The 25,163-nt window shown below is 49.8% G+C and carries 17 protein-coding genes and 1 tRNA gene; all 18 read left to right on the top strand.

What is annotated here, in order from left to right; genetic code table 11:
- The first annotated feature begins 298 nt into the window (after nt 1-298).
- The 18 genes from Q3Y66_RS08950 (at nt 299) to Q3Y66_RS09035 (ending at nt 25,039) form a co-directional block, all read left to right on the top strand.
- Nucleotides 299-706, top strand: a complete 408-nt coding sequence (locus Q3Y66_RS08950) for a prepilin-type N-terminal cleavage/methylation domain-containing protein (RefSeq protein WP_008956857.1) — start codon at nt 299-301, stop codon at nt 704-706.
- 235 nt (nt 707-941) lie between these two features.
- The gene (locus Q3Y66_RS08955; RefSeq protein ID WP_008956855.1) at nt 942-1,391 is read left to right on the top strand and encodes an anti-virulence regulator CigR family protein; all 450 of its coding nucleotides are present in this window, start codon (nt 942-944) and stop codon (nt 1,389-1,391) included.
- A gap of 94 nt (nt 1,392-1,485) precedes the next feature.
- Entirely contained in the window at nt 1,486-2,301 is an 816-nt protein-coding gene (locus Q3Y66_RS08960; protein ID WP_008956854.1) for an inositol monophosphatase family protein, read from the top strand.
- A gap of 138 nt (nt 2,302-2,439) precedes the next feature.
- Nucleotides 2,440-2,516: transfer RNA gene (locus Q3Y66_RS08965), tRNA-Pro, on the top strand.
- 147 nt (nt 2,517-2,663) lie between these two features.
- Nucleotides 2,664-3,266: a DUF1819 family protein gene (locus Q3Y66_RS08970; protein WP_035586310.1), complete on the top strand. Its 603-nt coding sequence runs from the start codon at nt 2,664-2,666 to the stop codon at nt 3,264-3,266.
- 128 nt (nt 3,267-3,394) lie between these two features.
- Nucleotides 3,395-4,018, top strand: coding sequence for a DUF1788 domain-containing protein (locus Q3Y66_RS08975; RefSeq protein ID WP_008956852.1), 624 nt, complete (start codon nt 3,395-3,397; stop codon nt 4,016-4,018).
- A 188-nt stretch (nt 4,019-4,206) separates the two neighbouring features.
- Nucleotides 4,207-7,899, top strand: coding sequence for a BREX system P-loop protein BrxC (gene brxC, locus Q3Y66_RS08980; protein ID WP_008956851.1), 3,693 nt, complete (start codon nt 4,207-4,209; stop codon nt 7,897-7,899).
- A gap of 145 nt (nt 7,900-8,044) precedes the next feature.
- Complete coding sequence (locus tag Q3Y66_RS08985) at nt 8,045-8,305, top strand: type II toxin-antitoxin system Phd/YefM family antitoxin (RefSeq protein ID WP_008956850.1); 261 nt, start codon at nt 8,045-8,047, stop codon at nt 8,303-8,305.
- Entirely contained in the window at nt 8,305-8,694 is a 390-nt protein-coding gene (locus Q3Y66_RS08990) for a type II toxin-antitoxin system VapC family toxin (RefSeq protein WP_008956849.1), read from the top strand. Before Q3Y66_RS08985 ends, Q3Y66_RS08990 begins: the two co-directional genes overlap by 1 nt.
- Nucleotides 8,695-8,800: 106 nt before the next feature.
- Nucleotides 8,801-10,258 carry a helix-turn-helix domain-containing protein gene (locus Q3Y66_RS08995; RefSeq protein WP_008956848.1) on the top strand — a complete coding sequence of 486 codons (1,458 nt, stop codon included), beginning with the start codon at nt 8,801-8,803 and terminating at the stop codon, nt 10,256-10,258.
- Nucleotides 10,255-13,950, top strand: a complete 3,696-nt coding sequence (gene pglX, locus Q3Y66_RS09000) for a BREX-1 system adenine-specific DNA-methyltransferase PglX (protein ID WP_303319545.1) — start codon at nt 10,255-10,257, stop codon at nt 13,948-13,950. Before Q3Y66_RS08995 ends, pglX begins: the two co-directional genes overlap by 4 nt.
- Before the next feature lie 35 nt (nt 13,951-13,985).
- The gene (locus tag Q3Y66_RS09005) at nt 13,986-15,569 is read left to right on the top strand and encodes a DarT ssDNA thymidine ADP-ribosyltransferase family protein (protein WP_008956847.1); all 1,584 of its coding nucleotides are present in this window, start codon (nt 13,986-13,988) and stop codon (nt 15,567-15,569) included.
- 1 nt (nt 15,570) lies between these two features.
- Nucleotides 15,571-16,269: a hypothetical protein gene (locus tag Q3Y66_RS09010; protein WP_035586308.1), complete on the top strand. Its 699-nt coding sequence runs from the start codon at nt 15,571-15,573 to the stop codon at nt 16,267-16,269.
- Between the two features lie 116 nt (nt 16,270-16,385).
- A complete protein-coding gene (locus tag Q3Y66_RS09015) occupies nt 16,386-17,270 on the top strand; it encodes a leucine-rich repeat domain-containing protein (RefSeq protein ID WP_008956845.1) in 885 nt (294 codons plus the stop codon).
- Between the two features lie 254 nt (nt 17,271-17,524).
- Nucleotides 17,525-19,150, top strand: coding sequence for a hypothetical protein (locus Q3Y66_RS09020; protein ID WP_008956844.1), 1,626 nt, complete (start codon nt 17,525-17,527; stop codon nt 19,148-19,150).
- A gap of 78 nt (nt 19,151-19,228) precedes the next feature.
- Nucleotides 19,229-21,859, top strand: a complete 2,631-nt coding sequence (gene pglZ / locus Q3Y66_RS09025) for a BREX-1 system phosphatase PglZ type A (RefSeq protein ID WP_008956843.1) — start codon at nt 19,229-19,231, stop codon at nt 21,857-21,859.
- A 122-nt stretch (nt 21,860-21,981) separates the two neighbouring features.
- The gene (gene brxL, locus Q3Y66_RS09030; protein ID WP_008956842.1) at nt 21,982-24,066 is read left to right on the top strand and encodes a protease Lon-related BREX system protein BrxL; all 2,085 of its coding nucleotides are present in this window, start codon (nt 21,982-21,984) and stop codon (nt 24,064-24,066) included.
- Nucleotides 24,067-24,223: 157 nt separating this feature from the next.
- Entirely contained in the window at nt 24,224-25,039 is an 816-nt protein-coding gene (locus Q3Y66_RS09035; protein WP_303319546.1) for a class III extradiol ring-cleavage dioxygenase, read from the top strand.
- Nucleotides 25,040-25,163 lie beyond the last annotated feature (124 nt).

Raw genomic sequence — 25,163 nt, forward strand, 5'->3', positions numbered from 1 at the left:
GGTAACCCTAAAGTGGCAGGGCGCTGGTTGATTTTGGGATGAGAGTGGAATGAGAGCGGAATGAGATTGTAATGAAAGGAGAATGAGAGTGGGTTGAGAAGAGGTTGAGAGTAGGTTGAAAACAGGTTGACAAAAGTAGTCATCAATTGATTGAAAACTAGTCAAACGTAAGTTAGTGTGGTATTTGTAACGCCAGAAATTGAAAAAGCTTGAAAAGAGCTGGAAAACCTTCATCCCGATGGTGTTTCACCTAAAAAAACGCATCCTTTCTATACCGGCTATATAGGGAACAAACGACATGCTGAGCACTTTCCAACCGATAACTCGCAACACCAAACAAGGCGGTTTTACGCTGATTGAGCTACTGATCGTTGTGGCGATCATTGGCGTTTTGGCGGCAGTGGCTATCCCGCAGTATGGAAATTACGTTGATCGCTCCAATGCAACAGCAGCATTCCAAGAGGCTTCATCTTTCAAAACTCCTGTTGAGGCAGCTGTCTTGGACGGCGACGTAGATGGCTTTGCTACGCTTGCATCAAGTGCTCCTGATGTTGCAATTGAAGGTGACTTAAGTGCAGATCCCGTCGTTGACATCTCAATTACATCAGAGAAAAATGGTGACTCTGTAGTTATTGAAAGAAATAGTGAAGGAGTGTGGTCTTGTACGAATACTTTTGATCATGATTTAGAAGAATGTGGTGATTGAGTTTGGCATCCGTTATTTTTTATTAAAGACAATCTAGGTAGCTCCCGTTTAGTACTTAGTCTGAAGCTTAAGCGGCCAGCAGAAATGCTGGCCGCTTCTTTTGTCTGCTCACTGGGTTGGTCAGCAGCTTAATAAACGCAAAATACTGGTCCAGTAGTTGCCATTTGAACACTCCTCCCTTCCTAAGCATTTATTCTTTACACTGCAAGCTCTTACCCAAAGCGAGTTGCTTATTATGAACAGTATTAAGCTAATTGCCTTCAGTGCGCTTGGCGCACTGCTATTCAATAGCGCTACCTTTGCCCAACCCGACCATGCCCCGGCCCACGGTGCGCGGGATAAGGGCAATAGTAGTCAACACCAGACTCAGCAGCACGGCTCTCACCATAAGGAAAGCGCTCAATATGGGCGGGTTGATTTACCCCGCATTAATGAGCGTGAACTGCGCCAGCTATTGCGCCAACACGACGCGCCGCGAGCCGAGTCATTGCCGCCGGGTATTCAGCGTAATTTAGAGCGCGGTAAGCCGCTGCCGCCGGGTATCGCCAAGCGCTTTGATGGTCGGCTAGCCTCTCAGTTACCGCAATACCCAGGCTATGAATGGGAGCGGGTGGGGGCGGATGTGGTCTTGATTGAAGCAGCCACCCGCGTTGTGGTCGATGTTCTGGTCGATGTTTTACGCTAATGAGCATGAGGGGAAGTCGGCATGACTCGAAAATTATGGCTCGGCGGCTTATGGTAGAAGCTCTTAGCAGGATCGCTTTCTAAAGGGAGATTCAATGAGCGACGACACATTAGCGGCACGTCTTGAGCGGGCTATTGCCATCGCCGAAGAAGCCGGGCAGATGATCATCCAGGCGCGTGAGCAACAAGGTTTTTCGCAGCGGTTGAAAAAAGATAATGAGCTGGTCACCGATGTGGATGTGGCGGTTGACCAGCTTATTAGCCAGCGGCTGGAAGAGCATTTTCCTGGTGAAGCACGGCTGAGTGAAGAGCTCGCCCCCGAGAGCGCTGTGCATGTGCAGGCGCCGCAACTTTGGGTAGTGGACCCCATTGATGGCACGGTCAACTTTGCGCAGGGGTTGCGCCATGTGGCGGTGTCCATCGGCTGGATGGAAGAGGGCATTGCTAAGGTCGGTGTTGTACACGCACCGTTTTTAGGCGAAACCTTTAGCGCGGCAGAAGGCGGTGGGGCTTTTTGCAACGGCCAGGCCATCCAGCCTAGCCGTGCTGATTCACTGGCTCACACCCTGGTAGGAACGGGATTCCCCTACCGCAAAGAAGGGCGCAAGCACCTTTTAAAGCGGTTAGAGGCGGTACTTGTTGAATGCCAGGATATCCGCCGTAATGGCGCGGCGGCCCTCGATCTGTGCGATGTGGCCTGTGGCCGCTTAGATGCGTATTACGAAAGCGTCTCGCCCTGGGATTTTGTCGCGGGCTGGGTCATTGCACGCGAAGCCGGGGCGCGGGTAGGCCACTTATATGAGCCGCCCAAATCGGTACCCGAAGACCTCTACCCAGAACACTTGCTGGTCGCTGCGCCGGGTGTCTATGACGCCATGGCCTATCTGTTGCTCGACGCTGACCAACACTAACGAGAAAGGCAGGATCGCGTTAAGGTGATGAATGACAAATACTTGAAAAGAAAGCGCTATAAGGGCTTTTCATTTATGCAAGAAACCGCTAGTATACGCACCGTCTTGAGGCAAATATGTAGCAGCCAATAAAGACAGCGGAGCGTGGCGCAGCTTGGTAGCGCGTTGCAATGGGGTTGCAAAGGTCGCAGGTTCGAATCCTGTCGCTCCGACCAAGAACATATAAAACGGTCACTTAGCTAATTGCTATAGTGGCCGTTTTTGTTTGGTTAGATTTTAGGTAGTAAATAGGTGACATTCGTCAGGAACTCTTTTCTGAGGCTTCTTCATTATCGTATTTTAATTTAAATGGTAAATTGCTTGTGACGCTTTCGTTTAGCTACAACTCAGACCTCATTGGTGGTGGATTGATGGTGCGTGAAAGCCGTGCAGTTGCAGCGCTATTGCTGGATGAGGTAGACGAAGCACACTGGCATCAAGCCATCATCGTTGAAAACCGGCTACAGAAGAATCGCCCAGCGACAGCCAAGCGTGCAGCGCAGGCCATCCGTAAACGCTTAGAGAAACTGGAACCCTCTTTTTGGAAAGCCCTGCACGATGGAGACGATCAGCTAGCGTCACAGGTATCGTTTTGTGCTGCCATGGCACGCAACCTGCTGATGGTGGAGTTTCTTGAAAGCGTGGTGGCCGATGCGTTTTTAACGCGGTCTGAAAAGCTTCAGTCCTATCAGTGGGATGAGTTTCTTGCCGAACGTGCTAACCGCGATGCAGCGATTGCTACCTGGGCAGAAAGTTCAAGGCGCAAAATGGGTCAGGTAGTGTTTCGGATGCTGACAGAGGTCGGCATATTGGATTCCAGCCGATCACGTCGGCTTCAGTCTTTCTTGCCCCGCCCAGAGCTGAAGATGCTGCTTGAAACCCACCGCCATACCCGTTTACAAAATTGTCTTCAAAAATTGCGCTAAGCATTTATCTGTTGGAAAAACTCATTATTGAACTAATGAAAACTAAGTAGACCTTGCGGCTATGACTGTAAGCAACGTAATCTTGCCCGCAATATGCCCAAAACATGCCCGACATAGAGACGCTCCGCATGTCACATAATGAGCAGCACCTACCACCTACCAGCGTTATGTTCCATGAGGATGACCAGCTTCGGGCACGATTAAACCAAGTCGCCGAGAAAATCACTCGACCGGATTTTTTAGCAGGCCAAGGGTTAGGTAACGAAATCGGCTTCTGGATTTTTGATTACGCTCCTGAGCACGAGCTTCAGGTACGTGCCTATCTGAACTTCCTTCCCTCGTTAATGGCGCGCCAATACGGCCATTTCAAGGTGGCCCAGGTTAACTTGCTTCACGTGCTCAAAGACTATCTGACTGAGCGCGGCTTTCTTGATAAAGCCATTGCCATGCAGAAAAACAAAGGCGATGCAGCACTGCTTAAGGCACTGCGTGGGCCACTGCACATGGATAAGTTTGCCCCTTACCTCATCCGACACTCTTTGTCGCATGACCCTGATATCGTGCTACTAACCGGTGTCGGTAGTCTATGGCCAATGGTACGAGCGCATAGTTTGCTGAACGCGCTGCATGGCCCGTTAGGGCATAAGCCTTTGGTACTGTTTTACCCAGGCCGCTATGACGGGCAAACGCTTACCCTGTTTAATCAGATTAAGAGCAATAACTACTATCGCGCTTTTGCGCTCGTGCCCTAGCACTTATAAATGAGCGCGTGGAAATGAGCACTTAGAAATGAGCACAAGATAGCAAACCGTGCAGCGTGTTACGTTCACACGTTAATGACTGTTACCACTCGTGGTGTTACCAAGCCGCGGGTCATCGCGGTTTATGTAACAGTCTGTTTTTAAAAAGTTTATAGGATTTAAACATTTATAGGACTGATATGCGCATTCAAGAGCTTTTCCTCAAGCCGCTCAACCGGTCAATCAATGGCGTTGTAAAGGCTGATCAGCGTGACCAGGAAACTATCTACCAAGAGCTAGATGAGTACGTGGTCACCAATGAGTTAGAAAAGCACTTTCGCGCCTTTTTTGAATCCTACACCACCCCGCTAGACGACCCCTCCATCGCCAACCGCGTGGGCGTCTGGGTTAGCGGTTTCTTTGGGTCGGGTAAATCCCACTTTTTGAAAACGCTCTCTTATCTGCTGGAAAATACCGAAGCTTTTGATGCCAACGGCCATGCCAAGCGGGCGGCGGATTTCTTTGACGAGCAGAAGCTGGTGGACAGCTCCATACGGGCTGATATCACCAACGCGGTACGCGAACCCGCCCATGTGGTGCTATTCAACATCGACAGTAAGGCCAGCTCTAACGACGATGGCAACCCCATCCTCAACGTCTTTCTGCGCGTATTTAACGAGTACCAAGGCTTTAGCTCGGATTACCCGCACATTGCCCACATGGAGCGCCACTTAGAAAAGCGGGGCGTGTATGAGCCCTTCAAGCAGGCGTTTAATGACGCCAGCGGCATGGCGTGGGAAGAGGAGCGGGACGGCTATCAGTTCTACCAAGATGACATCGAGCAAGCGATTAGCGTTGCGTTAGAGCTTTCCCCGGAAGCTGCCCATAAATGGTTTGAAGAGTCAGAAGCCAATTTTAGTGTTTCAGTGGAAAACTTCTGCCACTGGGTGAAAGAGTTTTTGGAATCCCAATCATCCACCCGGCGCATGGTGTTTATGGTGGACGAAGTCGGCCAGTTTATTGGCAGCGACACCCGCCTTATGCTCACCCTGCAAACGCTCACCGAAAACCTGGGCACGATTTGCGGTGGTCGCGCTTGGATTGTGGTGACGTCTCAGGCGGATATGGACGCAGTGCTAGGCGAAATGACCGCCTCAAAAGCCAACGATTTCTCTAAGATCGCCGGACGCTTCAAAACCCGCTTATCGCTCTCAAGCTCCAACTCTGACGAAGTCATCCGCAAGCGCCTGCTGGTGAAAACCGACCCGGCACGCGCTGAGCTGGAAGGTGTGTTTGAAGCCAAAGGCTCTATCCTGCGTAACCAGCTGACCTTTGATCGTTCCGGCCCCACGCTGAAAAACATTGAAGGCGTGGATAGCTTTATCGCCAATTATCCCTTCGTGCCGTACCACTTCCAACTGGTACAAAAAGTCTTCGAAGAGATCCGCAAGGTAGGTGCCACCGGCGCGCATCTCGCTTATGGTGAGCGCTCAATGCTCGATGCTTTCCACATGGCCGCCAAAGCCGTGCAAGAAAAATCGATTGGCGCGCTGGTGCCGATGCACTGCTTTTATACGGCGATAGAAGGCTTCCTTGATACGGCCGTAAAACGCACCATCGACCAGGCCAGCGAAAACCCCGTGTTAGAGGCGTTTGATGTCGAAACGCTGCGCACGCTGTTTATGATCCGCTATGTGGATCTTGTCAAAGGCACGGTCGACAACCTCGTTACGCTATCGCTGACTCAAATTGACGACGACCGAATTGCTATTCGTGAGCAATTAGACGCGACCTTAGCGCGACTAGAAAAAGAGAGCCTGATTACGCGTAATGGCGATGAATATCAGTTCCTCACCAATGAAGAGCGCGACATTACCCGCAAGATCAAAGCCACCGAAGTCACCAGTAGCGATGAGAACAAAGAGCTCTCCAGCCTAATTTTTAAAGACCTGTTGCGTGATCGCGCCAAATACCGCTACCCGTTGAACAAAACCGACTACAGCATTGGCCGCTACCTGGATGGTCACACACTAGATGGTCGCTACCAGAGTCAGCTAAGGGTAGAGGTGGTGTCACCCTTAGACGTGGAGTACGTGCAGCTTAGCGACGCGGGCTGTATTCACAAAAGCGGCGACAATGGCGGGCAGGTGCTGATTAAGCTACCCGACGATAAGCGCTTTACCGACGAACTGCGTACGCTGTTAAAAACCGACAAGTTCATCCGCTTGAACCTATCGGCCAACGACCACAGCGTCGAGCGCATTCTGGCCGACCGTGGCCGGGAAAACCAAGAGCGTAAAAAACGCCTACGTGTTCGTCTGGAAGAAATGCTATTAGATGCAGACGCCTATGCGCTTGGCCAAAAGCTGGAACTCAACCGCAGCCAGTTAAGCACCCGCCTGGATGAAGCTTGCCGCTACCTGCTGGAAAACACCTACAACAAGCTGGGCCAGCTGACGGTGCTTAACCCAGAGCCTATGCGTGAACTGCAAGCCGTGTTAACAGCTGATGATATCGGTACGCAAAATCTTAACTTAGACGGGGAGGAGGGCAACGCCCAGGCAGTAAAAGAGGTGGAGCAGTATATCTCGCTGCACAGCGGCGAGCCGGTGCCGCTTAACCCGCTTATCGAACGTTTTAGTAACCGACCTTTCGGCTGGCCGGAAGGCGAAACGTTGCTGATTCTAGGCCGCCTACATACCGCTGGCCGTTTGACCTTCCACACCGCAGGCCCCGCGCTCAGCGGTAAAGAAGCCTTCGAGCTGCTTAATAACGCCCGCCGGCGCAGTGAAGTGCGCATTCAGAAAAAGCGCCAAACTGAAGATGCAGTGCTGAACAAAGCCCGCAACCTCACCAAAGACCTGTTTGGCCAGCTAGGCCCCGCAAGCGAAAAAGAGCTATTCAGCTACTATGTGGATCGCTTATCCCGCTGGCGCCGCGAGCTAGAAGCGTACAAAAGCAAAACCGACGTGGGCAATTTCCCAGGGCGAAAAGCCATTGAAAGCTCGCTGCTGGAAGTAGAGCGGCTATTGCGCTTAGACGACAGTTTCGACTTCTTTAAGGCAGTGGCCAGCCAGCAAGACACGCTGCTCGATTTAGAAGAAGACTACCGCGACCTAAGCGACTTCTTCACCAAGCAGCTCACCACCTGGCAGCAGCTGGAACAGGCGCGCGTAAGGTTTGGGGTTAACCACCTGGAGCTAGAAAAACACCCCGAGGCCCAGCAGGCACTGGCCGAGTGTGAGTGCATTTATAGCGCCGATGCCCCCTACGCCATGTTGAACAAAGTAGATGGCCTGGTGCGAACGTTGGATGACATTAATACCCGCTTGGTCACCGAAAAACGCGAACACGCCATTGCACGTATCGACACGCGCATCGCCAAGGTGAGCGCTGAAATTGCCAAAAGTGGTATTGGCAACGCCGAACTCAGCAACCGCTTGTTGCACCCGCTGCAGCAGCTCAAAGCGTCGGTCAATCAGTCGGTCAGCATCGCCCAGATCTACCAACTGCAAACAGAAACGGCCGTTGAGCAAGAAGAAGAGAGCCTGGATGCGCTTCACAACGCCCAGGCTGAGGTAGCCAAGCGGCAGCCGCCCGCGCCTACGCCTGCTGGAGGCGACTCCACCGCGCCGACGGCCACCCCAGGCAGCCAACCGCCCGCAGGGCACACGGCGGCAAGAGATAAAACTTACGATCCCCACACCGCAACAGCCCCAGCAGCAGTCAATGCCCCCAAACCCGTGGCAAGGGTTCGCGTCAGCGACGTACTCAGCCGCGTGCATAGCGGTGTGTACCTGGAAAGCCAAGCGGAAGTGGATGCGTTTATGGAAGAGCTGAGAAAAGAGCTGGAAGGGTCGCTTTCAGCGGGCAAGCGGGTACAGGTGCGGTAGTGTTCGATGATGTTTGTTGACAGTGGCAACGACTAACGCCAAGCCTAAGCATCCCGGTTGGCAGGGTGTCGACGAGCAGGTTACACTTTAAAAATAACCCGTTCAGCCGCGTCGGGTCTGAGCGATACCGCAGAGGTGAGTCATTATGCATGCCAACGTCAAGCAGCTGCGCTTGCAAACCAAAGCGTTGATTGCCGCTACCCAGCGTGGCGAGACCGTAGAGATCACCTTTCACGGCAAGCCCTGTGCCCGCCTGGTGGGGGTGGCGTCTGCCACGCCTGAAAAGCGCTCGGCCCCCAACCCGGCGTTCGGCCTCTGGGCGGATCAGGGCGAGGCAAGCGCCCAGGAGATCGACACACAAGTCCGCCGTTTGCGCGCGCCGCGCTCGTTCGAGGGCACCGACTGATGCTGGTGGACACGGATGTACTGATCTGGAATCTGCGCGGCAACCCCGCCGCCGCCCAGCGCCTGGATGACGCGCCGGGTTTCTGGCTCTCTGCCGTCACCTATATGGAACTGGTGCAGGGCATGCGCAACAAGCAGGAGCTAAGGCAGCTACGCCAGACACTGATCTACTGGCAATCAAGCATCCGCCATCTGGAAGAGGGGATATCCTCGCGTGCCATGTTTCTGGTCGAAAGCTATGCGCTCAGCCATAACATACAAATGGCCGATGCCCTGATTGCCGCCACCGCGATGGAGGCAGGGGTTCCTTTGCTCACCGCCAATGACCGCCATTACCGCCATATCGATGGCCTGGAAATCGACGTTTTCGCCCTGAATAGTTCGCCCTGAGTAAATCATCACTTGGCGCAGTAATGCCCACAATAAGCTACCGTCGCGTGTTCCAAGACGCGGGACAGTGAGACGGAAAGCAATATAAAAAATCAACAGGCCACTCATGACTGCCACAACCATTGAACAGCGGCTCAGTGAGCCAGAAGGCAAGCAGCTTGAGTTCAAGCGTGATCTGTCATCGCCCAAGCCGCTGATGAAAACCCTGGTCGCTTTTGCCAACACCGCAGGTGGCCAACTTATCATTGGCGTTGACGACGACGGCACCGTGCCAGGTGTGGATGACCCGCTGGATATGGAAGAGCGCCTGACCAGCATGATCGCGGATGCCATTCACCCCCGGCTATTACCCAATATTGAATTGGTTAGCGTGGGTGAGCATACCCTGGTGTGTATTGAGGTGTTTTTGAGTAGCGCTCGCCCACACTTTTTCAAGGCGCTAGGCGAAGAAAAAGGTGTGCTGGTGCGGCTCGGGTCCAGTAATCGGCAGGCGGGGTTGGCACTCATTCAGGAAATGCAGCGCCAAGCGAGCGGCACTACGTTTGATGTTCAGCCCATGCCCGAGCTGAGCCGTGACGACCTTGACCAAAACGCCATACAGCATGCCTTCGGCAGCGAACAGCCGCTTGATGACAACACGTTACGCACGTTACGGCTACTGGTGCCGTATCAAGGCCGCCTAGTACCCAGTGTGGGTGGCATTCTGCTGTTTGGCCGCGAGCGCCAATGGCACTTTGAAGACGCCTGGATTCAGTGCGGGCGTTTTCGCGGCACCGATAAGGTTGAGATTTTCGATCAGGCAGATATCCACGCGCCGCTACCCCAAGCGGTAGATGACATCGAACTGTTTCTTAAAAAACATGCCTTCAAGCAGGCAGAGTTTGGGGCTATGCGCCGCCGCGATGTGTGGAGCATACCGCTGACCATCTTGCGTGAAGCAATTATTAACGCCTTGGTACACAGCGACTACTCCCAACGCGGTAGCCCTATACGCATTGCGTTTTTTGATGACCGTATTGAGATTGAAAGCCCAGGGCTACTGATGCCCGGCATGACCATTGAAGACATGAAACGCGGCGTTTCCATGATCCGCAACCCGGTGATTGCCCGCGTATTTCGTGAGCTTGGGCTAATTGAACAGTGGGGCAGCGGTGTAAAGCGTATTTTCGCGGAAGCCCATACCCAAGGGCTACCAGAGCCGCATATTGAAGAAATTGCCAACCGTGTGCGGTTGAGTATCCGGCTGGCAGCGCCGGTTCCTATAGAAAATCCAACATCAGTGACCCAGTCAGTGACCCAGTCAGTGACCCAGTCTGAGAATATAGAACCACTGCTCCCGCTGCTGCAAATATTAAGCGATGGCCCGCTATCATCAGGCGAGCTACGTCAACACTTGCAGCTCAAGCATCGTGCTCATTTTCGCCAACACTACCTAACGCCTGCGCTTCAGGATGAATTAATCGAAATGACGCTGCCCGAGAAGCCCAACAGCCGCCTTCAGCAGTACCGCCTAACCCCTAAAGGCCAGCGCTTTTTGCAAGACACCCTCAAGGATTCACCATGAACACCGCCAACATCAAAAAATACGCCCCCAAAGCCCGCGCCCGCTTTATCGACACCATGACGCGCCAGGCGGCCCGTGTGGGCATTAGCCCAGATGGCAAAGGCGGTGCTGTCATTGCCCCCTTGGAGCAAAAGGGCGATGTGTTGGTGATGACCACCCAAGATGGCCAAACCCACACCGTGCCCGCCCACCTAAAGCGCGCACGGGAAGCGCTGGCGGCGTGGGTGCAGCGCGATGGTTTTACCCAAGCCATAGAGCAGACTGCCTACAGCTGGTTCAACCGCCTGTGCGCCATTCGCTATATGGAGATTCACGGCTACCTAGACCACGGCCGCCGCGTGCTGAGCGGGGCAGGGGGCGAAGCCGGGCAGTTCCAGATTCTGGATGAGTGTTTAGAAGTAGACCTTCCAGGGCTAGACACCGCCCGCGTGCGAGAACTGAAGCTTGACGGCACCCAGGATGAAACCCTTTACCGCGAGCTGCTGCTGGCCCAGTGCCACGCCCTGCATGAGGCCATGCCGTTTCTGTTCGAACCGCTGGACGACGCCAGCGAGCTGCTGCTGCCCAACAACCTGACCAAAACCGATTCGCTGATCCGCGAGCTGGTCGAGGCCACTCCCGAAGAGGACTGGCAGGATGTAGAAGTGATTGGCTGGCTCTACCAGTTCTACATCAGCGAGAAAAAAGACCAGGTGATCGGTAAGGTGGTGAAAAGCGAAGACATCCCCGCCGCCACCCAGTTGTTCACCCCCAACTGGATCGTTCAATACCTGGTGCAGAATTCGGTAGGCCGCCAGTGGCTGCAAACCTACCCCGCATCAAAGCTCAAGGCCGAGATGCCGTACTACCTCGAGCCCGCCGAGCAGGAGCCAGAAGTGCAGGCCCAACTGGATGCCATCACCCCGGCCAGCCTCGACCCTGAAACCATCAAAGTGCTCGACCCCGCCTGTGGCTCCGGCCATATTCTGGTGGAAGCCTACAACGTGCTGAAGGCGATCTACGAAGAGCGTGGCTACCGCACACGCGACATCCCTAAGCTGATTCTGGAAAACAACCTGTTCGGCCTAGATATCGACGACCGCGCCGCCCAGCTGGCGGGCTTTGCGCTATTGATGAAAGCCCGAGAAGATGACCGCCGGATTCTCACCCGCAACGTGCGCCTAAACGTGCTGGCCATGCAGAGCAGCCAGCACCTAGATGCCAACACCCTTTGGAGGGATTTGAACCTGACCGGCGACTGGCACCAGGGTCAATCCCAAGGCCTGTTTGACAGCGAACAGCAAGATCCTTCCAGCAACGACGCTACTTATAAGCTGATTGACGACTTGATTGAGCGCTTTCAGGATGCCAAGACGTTTGGCTCCCTGATTAATGTGGCCAATGAATGGGAAGCGCCGCTCAAAGCACTGCTGGAAGAGCTGACCGAGCTAAGCAATAGCGGCGATATTATGCAAAAGGCCGCCGCCCAGCGGTTAGTGTCGATGGTGCAGCAAGCCTGGGTACTGGCGCAGCGCTATGGTGCCGTGGTAGCAAATCCGCCATATATGGGCAGTAAGGGTATGAACAAGGCACTTAAGGACTACGCGAAGAAGGCTTATCCCAATAGCAAGTCAGATATGTTTGCTATCTTTATGGAGCACGCTTTCAGCCTGCTGGCACCGCTTGGCTATAACGCCCAGATCAATATGCAGTCGTGGATGTTCCTATCCAGCTATGAAAAGCTGCGGGACTGGCTGCTTGATAACAGTACCATCATCACCATGGCCCACCTCGGCGGCAGGGCATTCGACAGCATCAGCGGTGAAGTCGTCTCTGCCACCGCCTTTGTGATGGAAAAGATCGCCAAGCCAAATTACCAAGGCGTCTACTTGCGGCTGGTGGAGGGGAAGTCTGAAGCCGAAAAGAAGGGCGCGATGCTTGAAGCCATCCAGAACCGCGACTGCAGTTGGTGCTATGACGCCAAACCGGATGATTTCAAGAAGATTCCAGGAAGTCCGGTGGCGTATTGGCTGTCAAAAGAAGCAATACAAGCATTTTCTAAGAGTAAGGAAATTAAAAAAGTAATGCCTGCTGCAGTTGGGTTGCAAACAGGAGATAATTCAAAATTTGTTAGATATTGGTATGAAGTCGATTTTGAAAAAATAGGCTTTGAAGTTGAGAGTTCTAATGAGACGGCCGATTTGGATTTCAAATGGTATCCGTATAATAAAGGCGGAGACTTTAGAAAGTGGTATGGAAATCGAGAGTTTATAGTTGACTGGAAAAATGATGGAGAACAAATAAGGAATTTTAAGGACGATAAAGGAGGATTAAGATCACGACCACAAAATACTAAAAATTATTTCAAGCCGTCCATATCATGGTCGGATGTAACCTCTGGAGATGTGGCTTTTCGCTATTATGATAAAGGATTTGTCTACGATGTGACCGGAATGTCAGCGCAAAGTGAATCTGAAGATTTGATGAAGAAAGTCCTGGCCTTGTGCAATTCTTGTGTTATCAATTGGGTAGTTAAGTCATTGAATCCGACTTTACATTTCCAGGCTGGAAATTATCACTCTTTGCCTTATATAGGTGCTGCTGTAAATGGTTCTTCTATAGATCTTGTGGATCAGTGTATTAATCTTTCTTTGCAAGATGAGACTGCCTATGAAACGTCTTTTTCTTTTAAATCAAGCCCGCTGAAAGAAAAAAAAGGGAAAGGTATTTTTTTAAATTATTTTGAATGGCGTAAAGAGTGTAGTCAGGCAGCTGAAAAGCTAAGAGAGCTTGAGACTATAAATAATAAATATTTTTTGAGTAAGTACTCACTTGAAAAAGAAGTGGAGCCTGAGGTCTCTTTCAATAAAATCAGCTTAAATGGTAATCCCTATTATCGCTATAGCGGAAATCGTTCAGGAGAAGAATTAGAAACTTGGTTTCAGTGCGACACCCTCAAGGAGTTGGTCAGCTATGCCATCGGCTGCATGATGGGTCGCTACTCGTTGGATAAGCTAGGCCTGATTCTCGCCAGCCAGGGTGAAACCGTCCGCGATTACCTCGCTCAGATCCCCGAGCCAAGCTTTGCCCCGGATGATAACGCCATCATCCCGCTCACCGATCAGGAATGGTTCCCCGACGATGCCACCAACCGCTTCCGCGATTTTTCGCGCACTGCTTGGGGCGAAGAGAACCTTCATGAAAACCTAGATTTCGTCGCTGAAAGTCTCTGCCTGCACGCCATCAAACCCAAGAAGGGTGAGGCTGCGCTGGAGACCATCCGCCGCTACCTCAGCACCCAGTTCTTCAAAGATCACCTGCGCACCTATAAAAAACGCCCCATCTACTGGCTGTTTTCTTCCGGCAAACAGAAAGCTTTCGAGTGTTTGGTCTACCTGCACCGCTACAACGAAAGCACCCTCGCCGAGATGCGCACCGATTACGTTATCCCGCTCACCACCAAGCTCACCAGCTACGTTGAAAAGCTAGAGCAAGACAAAGAGGCCAGCACCTCCGCCGCCGAAGCCAAGGGCATCGAAAAAGAGCTAAGCAAGCTCTATAAACAACAAGCTGAACTCAACACCTTCGACGAAAAACTCCGCCACTACGCCGACCAGCGCATCTCGCTGGATCTGGATGACGGCGTAAAGGTGAATTATGGGAAGTTTGGAGATTTGTTGGCGGAAGTGAAGCAAGTGACTGGAAATAAATAATTAAAACTCATCGGCTTTCACGCAGGGATAGAATTATGTTTTGGGTAATACTGATAATAATTGTGCTTTTCATTGGCTTTGTCATTGATAAAGGAACACCATCAAAATATTCAGAAAGGGACAGAAACAGAGAGGGGGATAAAGGAAAACTTCCTTCTGGCCATCAAGTCTCTCTTCCTAAAACCGAAGCAACGACATCTGTCCCCAAAGGTCAATTAGAAAAAAAGGGCTCTGCAGAAGAAAAGTGTGTGCCCGCGCCAAGCGAAGAACCAAAAGCAAGGAACGCCATAAATAGAGATGCAGAAAGAGCGATTGCTGATGATCTTGCAAAATCGCATGGTGGCGAATATCTTCTAGCTGAAAAAATCACAGAATCAGTTGCTAAATATATAAATAGCCAAGAGTCTGCGATAGAGTTTGTTCTTCAAGAGCTAGATGGTGCAAGCAAAGGAAGCGATGAAGCTAGAACATTTGCTAAATCACTTGGATTTTTGGAAGGTGAATACGCGGGAGCTTTACGCAAACAGGCTAATGAAGATGTCGAAAATGCCCAACAGGCTCTTTTAAAGTCTTCGATAAGTCTTTCGGTCTCGCCAGAGCTAACAACAAGGCTTAGGCTCTTTAATGTCAAAAACATTATAGAAAAATGGTGTCTTAATTCACCGGAAATTAAAAAAAACCGTCTGCTAAAGGCTTTGAGAGAGATTGCGCTTGATGATGTTAATTTAGTCCCTTCCCTTGATGCCAGCCTGCCAATCATTAAAACAGCAAGCATAAAGCATATTTCTAATAGAAATAAAAATCTTGATTTCGCAAAGACATTATTGACTGAGCTTCGCCAATCTTTGAATAAAAGTCCCAGGGAGATTATACTTTTAGCCGTTCCTGAAATTTTGGAAGACTATGAGAGTAGACAAACCAATCCAGAGTCTCCCGAGAAAAGTGTTCAAAAAGCGCAGAAACCCGAAGCAACAATTGAGCTGGCATATGAGTCGGATATAAAGTCGTTTGTTGAAGAAAGGGAGATACCTTATCTTGTTCATTTTACTGACTTCAGAAATTTGCCAGGGATCATGTCTGAAGGGCTTGTGCCAAGGTTGGAGCTAGAAACTGCTGGACGAGGCTTTTATTACAACGATGAAATGCGACTTGATAGAGTAAAGGGATCTATCTCAACATCAATAGCATTTCCAAACTATAAAATGTTTTTTAGATATAGGCAGCAAGCCAACGTACGGAGGTGGGCACTCTTAATCATTGATAAGTCTGTTTTCTGGGAAAATGAGTGCTTATTCTGCGCGCACAATGCGGCTGACAGAAGAATAATTCATGCGAATAAAAGCTATCTAGCAAGTCCTGCCGCACTAGAAAAAATGTATGACATTGAGGCCGGAAATCAAAAAAGAGATTTTAGCTTGTTGAAGTCGTATGATCCAACTGACCCTCAGGCTGAAGTTTTAGTGCTTTCTACTATCTCTCCTGATAAAATTCATACTGTAGTGTTTGATTCGCTGAGCTCGAAAGAGCGCTTTTCCCAGTACTATCCGATGAAGAAGGCAGTTGTTGATACTGCCTTCTTTTCTTCAAGAGACTATGTGAGAAGAAGGCAGGTAATTTGACATGGCTAATCGACCTGTTTTTGTGCCATTAAGGAATAATGGTGTGCCAGGTGTAAAAGTTCTGGATGTGGACTTTCAGTGGTTTCCTGGGATGGCTTCTTCGCAAAAAAGAAAGTCAATAAAATCACTTCATCATTCAACTGAAGCGCTCGGTGTATCACCAATACTAGAGGTTTCAAGTAAGTCTGAAGAAGAAGTGGGTGTTTTACTGAGCGCTTTCAATTTAATGATTGAAACTGGGAATAAGAAATATAGATTTTCAGTAGAATCTGCTTTTCAAGCAAGTAAGGTATTTGAGCGCGGTGGTCCTTACGTTGACTTGCTTAATAGGTCATCCATTGAGGCCAAGCGAGATATTAGGATTAAGGAGTCCGGTAATGTAGTGGGTTTTAACTTCTTTGGAAGAGAGTTCCCTATTAAGCCAAGAACATACTTTTATGATTGGATCTATGTAAATGCCTTGAAGCAAAACAAGGAGCTTGCTAGTGCTTCAGTAGGATACTCTGGGTTCTCTGATATTGAGTTTAATCCTAAGAAGTCAATTAATTGCCAGGCATACTCATTAGCCCTTTATGTTTCGCTGATCTCGACTGGAATGTTGGACGAAGCACTATCTACACCGCACAATTTTTTAAAAATTGCATATCAATCAGATAGTAAAGAAAGTCTTGACGCTGTCCAGTCTAATCTTTTATTCTGACTAAATATAGTTTAATAGGCAGGGTAAAGAATAGCTTCTATTTTTTTAATGATAAGGTTATAGACAGCAGAAAAACATTGGCTTATTCATTTTAATGATTCTATAAAGGCTTGATAATGTTAAAATTTTTAAAAAGAATAATTAGTAGCAAAAAGAACTACACTTATGATCGGTTCGGCTTTAAAATCAAGGATGTAAAAACTGGTCATATTTTAGACGTTAGTCTAAACAGTAACGTTTTTAGTGGGTTTGTTTTTATTCCTGAAAAAAAACTGACATTGCCTCTTGCTCCTTGGCCAATAGGTGTTAATCCATTTCAAGATGACTTTTGCTTTGAAGGCAATGGAAGCAGTCCTGCAGGAGCGTGGTCCTTTTGTATAGTGCCTACAAATGCTTTTAGTGAGATCATGGATAAAGTGGTTGCGATAAATAGCTCTTCGGGTAAACAACGTGGTCTTATTAATGATGATCGTGATGAAGAATGGATGAATGTTTTGTTCGAATGGGCTGATAAAATAGGACTTGAAGAACTGCGGTGGGAAATTCAACCAAGAAATCGTGACGGCGGTTTCTGGGTCGGGTTTCCGAGAGATCGTAAAAAACTGATAAACCTTGAGGGTTTAAATATTAATAACAAGGGTGTTTCTGAGATACCTAAAGAAATAGCTAACTTAAAGAAATTAAAAAAGATATGGTTCTGCAATAATAATATTAGTGAAATTCCTAAAGAGATATTTAACCTTTCGCTTCTTGAGGAAATAAGAGCTTCCGAAAATGAAATAACCATATTGCCAGATGAAATTGGTAAGCTTGTTAATATTATCATTATTGATCTGGAAAAAAATAATTTAAAATACGTGTCAGAAAATATAATACAACTAAAGCACCTTGAAAGGCTCGATATAAGAGATCAACCAATAGCATTAGGCAATATCGACACTCCGCTGCCTGATAGTCAAGTTGCAGTACTAGCTTCTATGGATGATGTAGTTAGATGGTAGCTGAAATTAGTAAATTATAATAATATTTATATATCTCTTCCGGTTATTAATGTGTGGACTTCCGGTGATTTAAGGTGCTATTGAAATAAGACTTTGTCACTGAATACAATCATATTGTTTCATGGTAAGTCGTTCTAGTGTCAGATTGTCATTGCCGGGCTTGTTCTTGTTTTTCTTTATTTTTAAAAAATATATCATGCTCTATTCGTAAGAGTGAAAAGACTTCAAAAGTAACTAAAAAATAAGGTTGAACAATGACTAAGAAGATGAGTCTTCAGACCTTGGTAGCCGCTCATATCAATCAAAGGAATTCAGCAGCGATATGGGCGCTTGTATGGCTTCTGACCACTCTATGTATATTTTTAATTGGTCAGTATTCTGAACAGGTGCCTTTTAATATAGGATATGGTGAGTTTACAGCTATACAAATAGCCCTATTTATTACGATTGCGCCAATGTGTTTAGTACTTAAGAAGGCAATGCAACTTATAAATTATATTGAGAAATTAAGAAGCTATAAAAAAACTAAAAATAATATTATATTAGCTATGGGTTGTGAAGATGTAAAGGCGTTCAAATGCTTGTTGGCCGAGGTTGAAAAAGACATAGAAAAAAATGAACTTATTAAGTTGCTTGTTGCCGATCAATCAAGCCAACTAAATATAAAACGGCATCAATTAGAGAAGAAAAGGCTGCAGAGTGAACTTGATGAAGAAGTAGACAAATTTGTAATTAATGTCAACGACCGTATTGTAAGTATTAAAAATGAACTGCCAGTTTTCAAAGCACTTATACATGTTAATGAAAGCTTACAATACTTGATTGGTAGACGTGAAGAGCTAGTTGAAAAATGGGAAGCTGCTTATAAGAGTTTTTCTTGGTGGAACAAGTTGAAGTATATCGACGGTCTAGATTTAAGCGAACTGGATTGTATGATAAGCGATCTAAAATTCAAGAAAGTCAGGTTAGAATCTAAGCACAAAAAAGATTTTTTACGTTTAGAAAATCACCTTGATTTGGTAAAAGCTAGAGCAAGTCAACGTGTTGAGTACGCAAAGGTAAAGTCTGAGGAGTATATTAACGATCATGTTGGCAAAGATGGAATTGATTCCGGGATTTTGCAAAAATCGCTATGGTTTTCTGCGTTAACGATACCTGTATCAATTTGGTCAGACGTAGATCAAACGTCAGATGTATTTGATGCTTTAAGGGAGGTCAATGGACAGTTCGCTGACATGTCTGACACTGAGATTTGGTGGGAAACCATATTTCTTTCATCAGAAAGCCTTGCAGGTCTCGCGGCATTAACTAAAGGGGCGTATTTCGAGCAATTAGTTGCTGCTGATACAGGTGGTATGCTGCATGAATTTTTTAATCATCCAGGTACTGACGTTGTTATTGACGGCATCGAGTTTCAGCTCAAAGCGACTGACAGCGCATCATATGTAAATAGCGTTGCCGATGATATACCTGTGATCGCTACCTCTGAAGTGGCCTTTGAAACCGGTGCCATTGATAGTGGCTATACAAATGAGGAGCTGGATCAAGCCGTCGATTTAGCACTTGGAGGTTCGGTCGTTGATTTTGGTGATACAGCTGTCGATGCGATTTTGGCGGGAGTGGGTGGACTAGGTGTTTTGGCTACCTTGAAGGGTATAAATCACGCCGTATCAAAGCATGAGAATGGTGGCGATGGCGTTGAGGCTATTTTTGAAGGAGCAGGAATTGCTATCGAGGGCACAGCTCGTGCCCTAGTTGGGGTTGCTGAGATGGGATACAACGTAGCCTCTTCCAGGCCTAGCCGGTTTGTCGGAAGGATAGTTTTGAAAGGGTTAGTAAAACTTGATGAGAAAATGATGGGTGATGGTGGCAAACATTAGAATATACGTTGCACTAGCTCAGCAATTGACAGCATCAAAGTGACTACCATTTTTTTTAGTTTTAACAAGGCTTAGTGCATGGATTCAAAGCAACTAACGCAGGGCTTACAACACGCCTTCTTCACCGACCACCATCGGATTGTGTTCTGGTACGACGCCCCCGGCCACTTTGCCGAGTCGCTGAGTGAGCTCGCGCTGGAAGGCGTTCAGGTGATCACGATGGCGGGGGAGTCGACCCTGGGCGTAAAGCTACGTTTGGAGCTGGAAGAGCCTGACACTCCCACGCTGCTCTACTTTCCTTACGCCGAGCCAGCACTGGAAGACGACTGGCTGCTGGATATAAAGCTCTACTCCGGCCGGTTTTATGCGGATCGCGTCTCGATGATCTTTAATGAGCTGGGCCTAACGCGCCATGTGATGCGCGAGCATTTAGCACAGCGGCAGGCGTTTTTAGCCAGCCGGAAGCGTATTGAAGGGTTAAAGCGTTTAGTCACGCCTTCCATGAGTGAAGATGAGCTGGACCTTGCGATGCTGGCCGTGGTGGTGGGGGCAGCTTCAGTAGATGTGGCGACGCTGCTGTTTCATCTAGCAGAAGAGGCGGTGACCCACGAGCTGGGGTTAGAGGCGAATCCGGCAGCTTTAGTTGAGTCCGAAAAGTACGCCCTGGTGCCTGCGTTTGTACGTGTCCTACAAGCCGAAGTCGGTTACCCCGCCAGCCGTGAAGAGCTGAGTGGTGAAACGCCTCTGAATTTCGGTCAGCTAATGTTGCGGTTACTGATTACTGGCTACTGCGAGAGTATTTCTGATATTCCTGACTGGGCACGCCAGGTGGCGATTCCTTCTGTTAATGCCCGTGCATCTTCGCGGGCGTTGCTGACTCGCTGGCGGGATAGCTCGCGGTTTTACCCAGCGTTCGATGTGATCTCAGGTTGGGTAGCTGATGCGCAGCGTATTGATGACAAACTGCATAATGTGCCGCTAGAGCAGCTTAGCAATGTGGCCACCTTTGAGGTGGTTGAAAAACAGATCATTGTGGATCTCTGCCAAGCGATTCCCACCGCTGATGTTCGCGACCTGCGGCTATTCGATAGCATTATTGTTGAGCGATTAGATGGCTATTGGGCGTCTCGGCATAAAAACGATGCCCGCCGCGAGCGTTATCGGCAGCTGTACGCAGCGCTCACCGCCGCTATTGCACTGTTCAGCCTACGCCACCAACATGCCAAAGGGTTTCACTTTGAGAGCGTTGAGGCGCTGTACCACGCTTACCAAACCGATCTATACCGTTTTGATACGGCTTATCGCCACTACGCGGTGGCATCTGACGCGACCAGTGTTGAGCTGCTGAAAAACCTGGATACCGCCGTCGAGCGTTGTTACGACGAGTGGTTTTTAGGCCAGCTGACCCGCAACTGGAGCGAGCGTGTAGAGGCCGAGCAGCGGCTGACGCACTGGAAGCTGCCCAACATTCCTAATCAACAGAACTTCTACCGTGATTGGGTGCAACCTCAGTTAGCCGCTAGCCGCCAAAAACGCGTGGTGGTGGTGATTAGCGATGCCTTCCGTTATGAAGCTGCCGAAGAGCTGCGCGAGCGCATCAATGCCAAGCGTTACAGTGAAGCGACGTTAAAAAGTCAGTTGGGGGTGGTGCCTAGCTATACCACGCTGGGCATGGCCTCGCTGCTACCGCACCGTGAGCTAAGCTATCAACCAGGCAGTGATACGGTGTTGGTGAATGGTCAATCAACCCAGGGCACCGTCAACCGTAGCAAACTCTTAAAGGAGGCGCTGGGTGGTGAGGCTATGGCGGTCACCGCCGACGAGGTGAAAGGTTGGTCTCGGGAAGAGGGGCGCGAAAAAATCAAAGGCGTCCAGCTGATGTACGTTTACCACAATGTGGTGGATGCTCGTGGAGATTCAGCTAACACCGAAAGCGAGACGTTTGCGGCGGTGGAAGATGCCATTGATGAGCTAGATCAGCTGACCCGCAAAATTTTGATGCATTTGAATACCAGCACGGTGCTGGTGACGGCAGACCACGGTTTCTTATTCCAGCGTAGCGCCTTAGACGCCACTGACCGCACGGCGCTTACGGACAAGCCTGGCTCCGCGTTCAAAAGCAAAAAGCGCTATGTGCTGGGTGAATCGCTGCCCGATAATCCCAGCGTTTGGCACGGCCATACCCGCGATACCGCAGGCACCACCTGCGAGACACAGTTCTGGATACCCAAAGGCGCGCACCGTTTCCATTTTGTGGGCGGGGCGCGCTTTGTGCATGGTGGCATCATGCCCCAAGAAATCGTTGTGCCGGTGCTCACGATACAGCAGCTGCGTGGCGAAAAAGCCGAGAAACGCAGCACCCGCAAGGTGGAAGTGATCTCACCGAAGGCATCGCTGAAGATGGTCAATAACATTCAGCGCTTCGACCTGCTGCAAACCGAAGCGGTGAGTGAACGCTTGCGGCCTGTCACCCTTTCAGTCGCGATTTATGAAGGCAGTCACGTGGTCTCCAGTGAAGAGGTAATCACCTTTGATAGCGCCAGCGACAACATGAACGAGCGCATGAAGTCGGTACGCCTTTCGCTCTCGGGCACTTCGTGTGACCGTAAAAATGACTACTTCCTGGTGCTGCGCGATAAAGACTTAGGCACCGAGCGGGAGCGCTACCGGGTGGTGATCGACTTGGCCTTTACGGATGATTTCTTCTAAGCCAGTGATCGTCCGGCAAGTCGCGATGCAGGTAACGACTTGTCATCTGTCAACGCTTTGCCAGTTAGCTTTCTCACACACAAAATTGTGCTCTTTTTCGCCGTTTAGGAGTGACCGTCTACATGGATTTCGAGCCATCTTCCGCTACGCAAATGACTGATTCGCTCCACGACGCAGACTTGGACACGCTGCTCAATAGCCACTTTGCTGGCCGAGTGGTGCGCAAGGATCTAACTCAGCGCGTGAAAGAGGGCGCCAACGTGCCGGTTTACGTGCTGGAGTACCTGCTGGGTATGTACTGCGCATCTGATGATGCAGAGGTGATTGCAAAAGGCCTGGAAAACGTCAAAGCGATTTTGACGAACAACTACGTTCGGCCTGATGAAGCGGAGAAGGTGAAGTCTATTGTTCGGGAACGGGGCAGCTTCAAGGTCATTGATCGTGTCACGGTGCGACTGAACGAGAAGAAAGACCGCTATGAAGCAGCGTTTAGCAACTTAGGCATCAAAGATGCTGAGATCTCCGCAGGCATCGTCAAAGAGAACGAAAAGCTGCTAGTAGGCGGTATTTGGGTCATCGCAACGCTAAGTTACTTCCATGAAGAGGGGCAGACAACATCACCATTCGGCGTCAGCCTGCTCAAGCCGATTCAAATGCCGCACATGAATATGGACGAGCTATTTGAAGGGCGGCGTGGGTTCACCAATTCACAATGGCGTGAAGTACTGATCCGCTCGATTGGCATGGAACCCGCTGAGCTAGACGAGAGCGTGCAGTGGCACTTGCTCGCCAGGATGATCCCGTTTGTTGAAAACAACTATAACGTTTGTGAGCTAGGGCCACGCGGCACCGGCAAAAGCCATATCTATAAGGAGTGCTCCCCCAACAGTATTCTGGTCTCCGGCGGGCAGACCACGGTGGCTAATTTGTTCTACAACATGAGCTCACGGCGCATTGGTTTAGTCGGCATGTGGGACTTGGTGGCGTTCGATGAAGTAGCGGGTATCTCGTTCAAGGATAAGGACGGGGTGCAGATCATGAAAGATTATATGGCGTCCGGTTCATTTGCCCGTGGGCGTGAGCAGATGGAGGCATCGGCCTCGATGGTGTTTATAGGCAACATCAATCAGAGCGTTGAGTCGATGGTGAAAACCAGCCATCTGTTGACGCCATTTCCCGATGCGATGATTGATGCGGCGTTTTTTGATCGCTTCCATGCCTACATTCCTGGCTGGGAAATCCCCAAGATGCGGCCATCGTTCTTTACCCAGCGCTATGGGTTTATCGTCGATTATCTGGCTGAATTTTTCCGTGAAATGCGCAAGCGCAGTTTCGCCGATGCGATTGATCGCTACTTTTCTCTGGGTGACAACCTCAATCAGCGTGATGTGATCGCGGTGCGTAAAACGGTTTCTGGCCTGCTCAAACTGATGTTCCCGCATGGCGGCGGTTCACAAGGACTTGCGAAAGAAGATGTGAGGGAGTGCCTGGAATACGCCATGCAAGTGCGACGCCGGGTGAAAGAGCAGCTGAAAAAAATTGGAGGTATGGAGTTTTACGATGTCCATTTCAGTTACATCGACAAGGAGACCCTGGAAGAGCACTTTGTGTCGGTGAAAGAGCAGGGTGGCGGTGGCTTGATTCCAGAAGGCCAGGGCAAGCCGGGCGTCGTGCATACCATTGGCCTAAGCGATAAAGGTATGCCGGGTGTTTACCGCATCGAAATGCAGGTAACCGCAGGCAGCGGCAAGCTGGCGATGTCGGGGCTATGGAACTCCACCGCAGCCAAAGAGCAGGTCAAAATGGCATTTGATTACTTCAAGGCCAATGCCAGCCGCATCAGTGGTGCCCGTAAGGTCATGGAGCATGATTTCCACCTCCATGTGGTGGACCTTCAAAATAGCGGTGTCCTGCGCGATTTGTCGTTAGCCAGTTTGGTGGCGTTTTCATCAGGCCTTGTCAGCAAGCCGACGCAAAGCCAAATGGTGGTGCTAGGCGATATGAGCCTGGGCGGAAGTTTAAAACCCGTTCAAAACCTTGCAGAGTGCCTGCAGGTCGCCTTCGATGCCGGCGGTAAGCGAGTCACCCTGCCGATGAGCAGCGCCATGGATATTCCCACCATCCCCGGCGAGCTATTTACCAAATTTCAGACCAGCTTCTATGCAGAGCCAATCGACGCAGTCGTGAAGGCGTTGGGAGTGGATTAATAGAAACCCTCGCTATGCCCAAAACTTCAACATCGGGTACAAGCCGCTACGATAAAGCTACCCGCTTTGGCAACGACTACAAAATAGACAATGATACGTGGATTGTTAGATAAATGCGCTTACCGGTCCGGCGAACGACTATCACCACGAGGAAATAATGATGAACACCGCACCAGATATTTTATTCCTCTCCCACGGCGGCGGGCCTCTGCCGCTATTGGGCGACCCGGATCACCAAGGGATGGTCGAGTCGCTAAAAGGGATAGCCAATGTGATCAGCAAGCCGTCAGCTATTTTGGTCATTAGCGCCCACTGGGAAGCGTCTGAGCCCACGATCACTTCCGGGACCGCGCCAGAGCTGATTTATGACTACGCTGGCTTCCCACCCGAAGCTTATCGAATTCAGTATCCTTGTACTGGTGACCCTGGGTTGGCACAACAGGTGGGGCGGGCGCTTGAAAACGCTGGCATTCCAGCCCAGCAAGATGCCCAACGGGGCTTTGATCATGGCTTATTTGTCCCACTCAAAATAATGTACCCGCAGGCTGATATCCCTTGCGTACAGCTCTCGTTGGTTAACAACCTCAGCGCTAATACCCACCTTGCCATTGGCCGCGCGCTCAAATCTCTTGAGCGCCAGAACCTGCTGGTGATCGGATCAGGTTTTTCATTTCACAACATGCGGGAATTCTTTAGCCCTATTACGCAAGAGAGCCAAGCAAAAAATATGGCCTTCGAAGAGTGGTTAATAACTACGTGCTCCAGCCAAGAGATTGATGAAGTAGAGCGCAGCCGTCGCTTGGCTCACTGGGACAGCGCTCCACATGCACGCTTTTGTCATCCGAGGGAAGAGCACCTTTTGCCACTGCATGTGTGTTATGGCCTAGCGGGCAGGCCGAGTGATGAACAGTTATCAGTCACTATATTGAACAAGACATCAGGCATGTTCTATTGGTCACGAAAAAGCGCCTAAACGTGCTACTGGAACCAAGCTTTTTAACGTCTGGATGACTTTCTACAACGACCAGAAAGTAGGGCACGTCAGGGTGGCCACCGACAACGATATCACCTGTACACACATCCCGCTTAACGGGTGG

The sequence above is a fragment of the Halomonas sp. HAL1 genome (assembly GCF_030544485.1).
Classification (GTDB): Bacteria; Pseudomonadota; Gammaproteobacteria; order Pseudomonadales; family Halomonadaceae; genus Vreelandella; species Vreelandella arctica.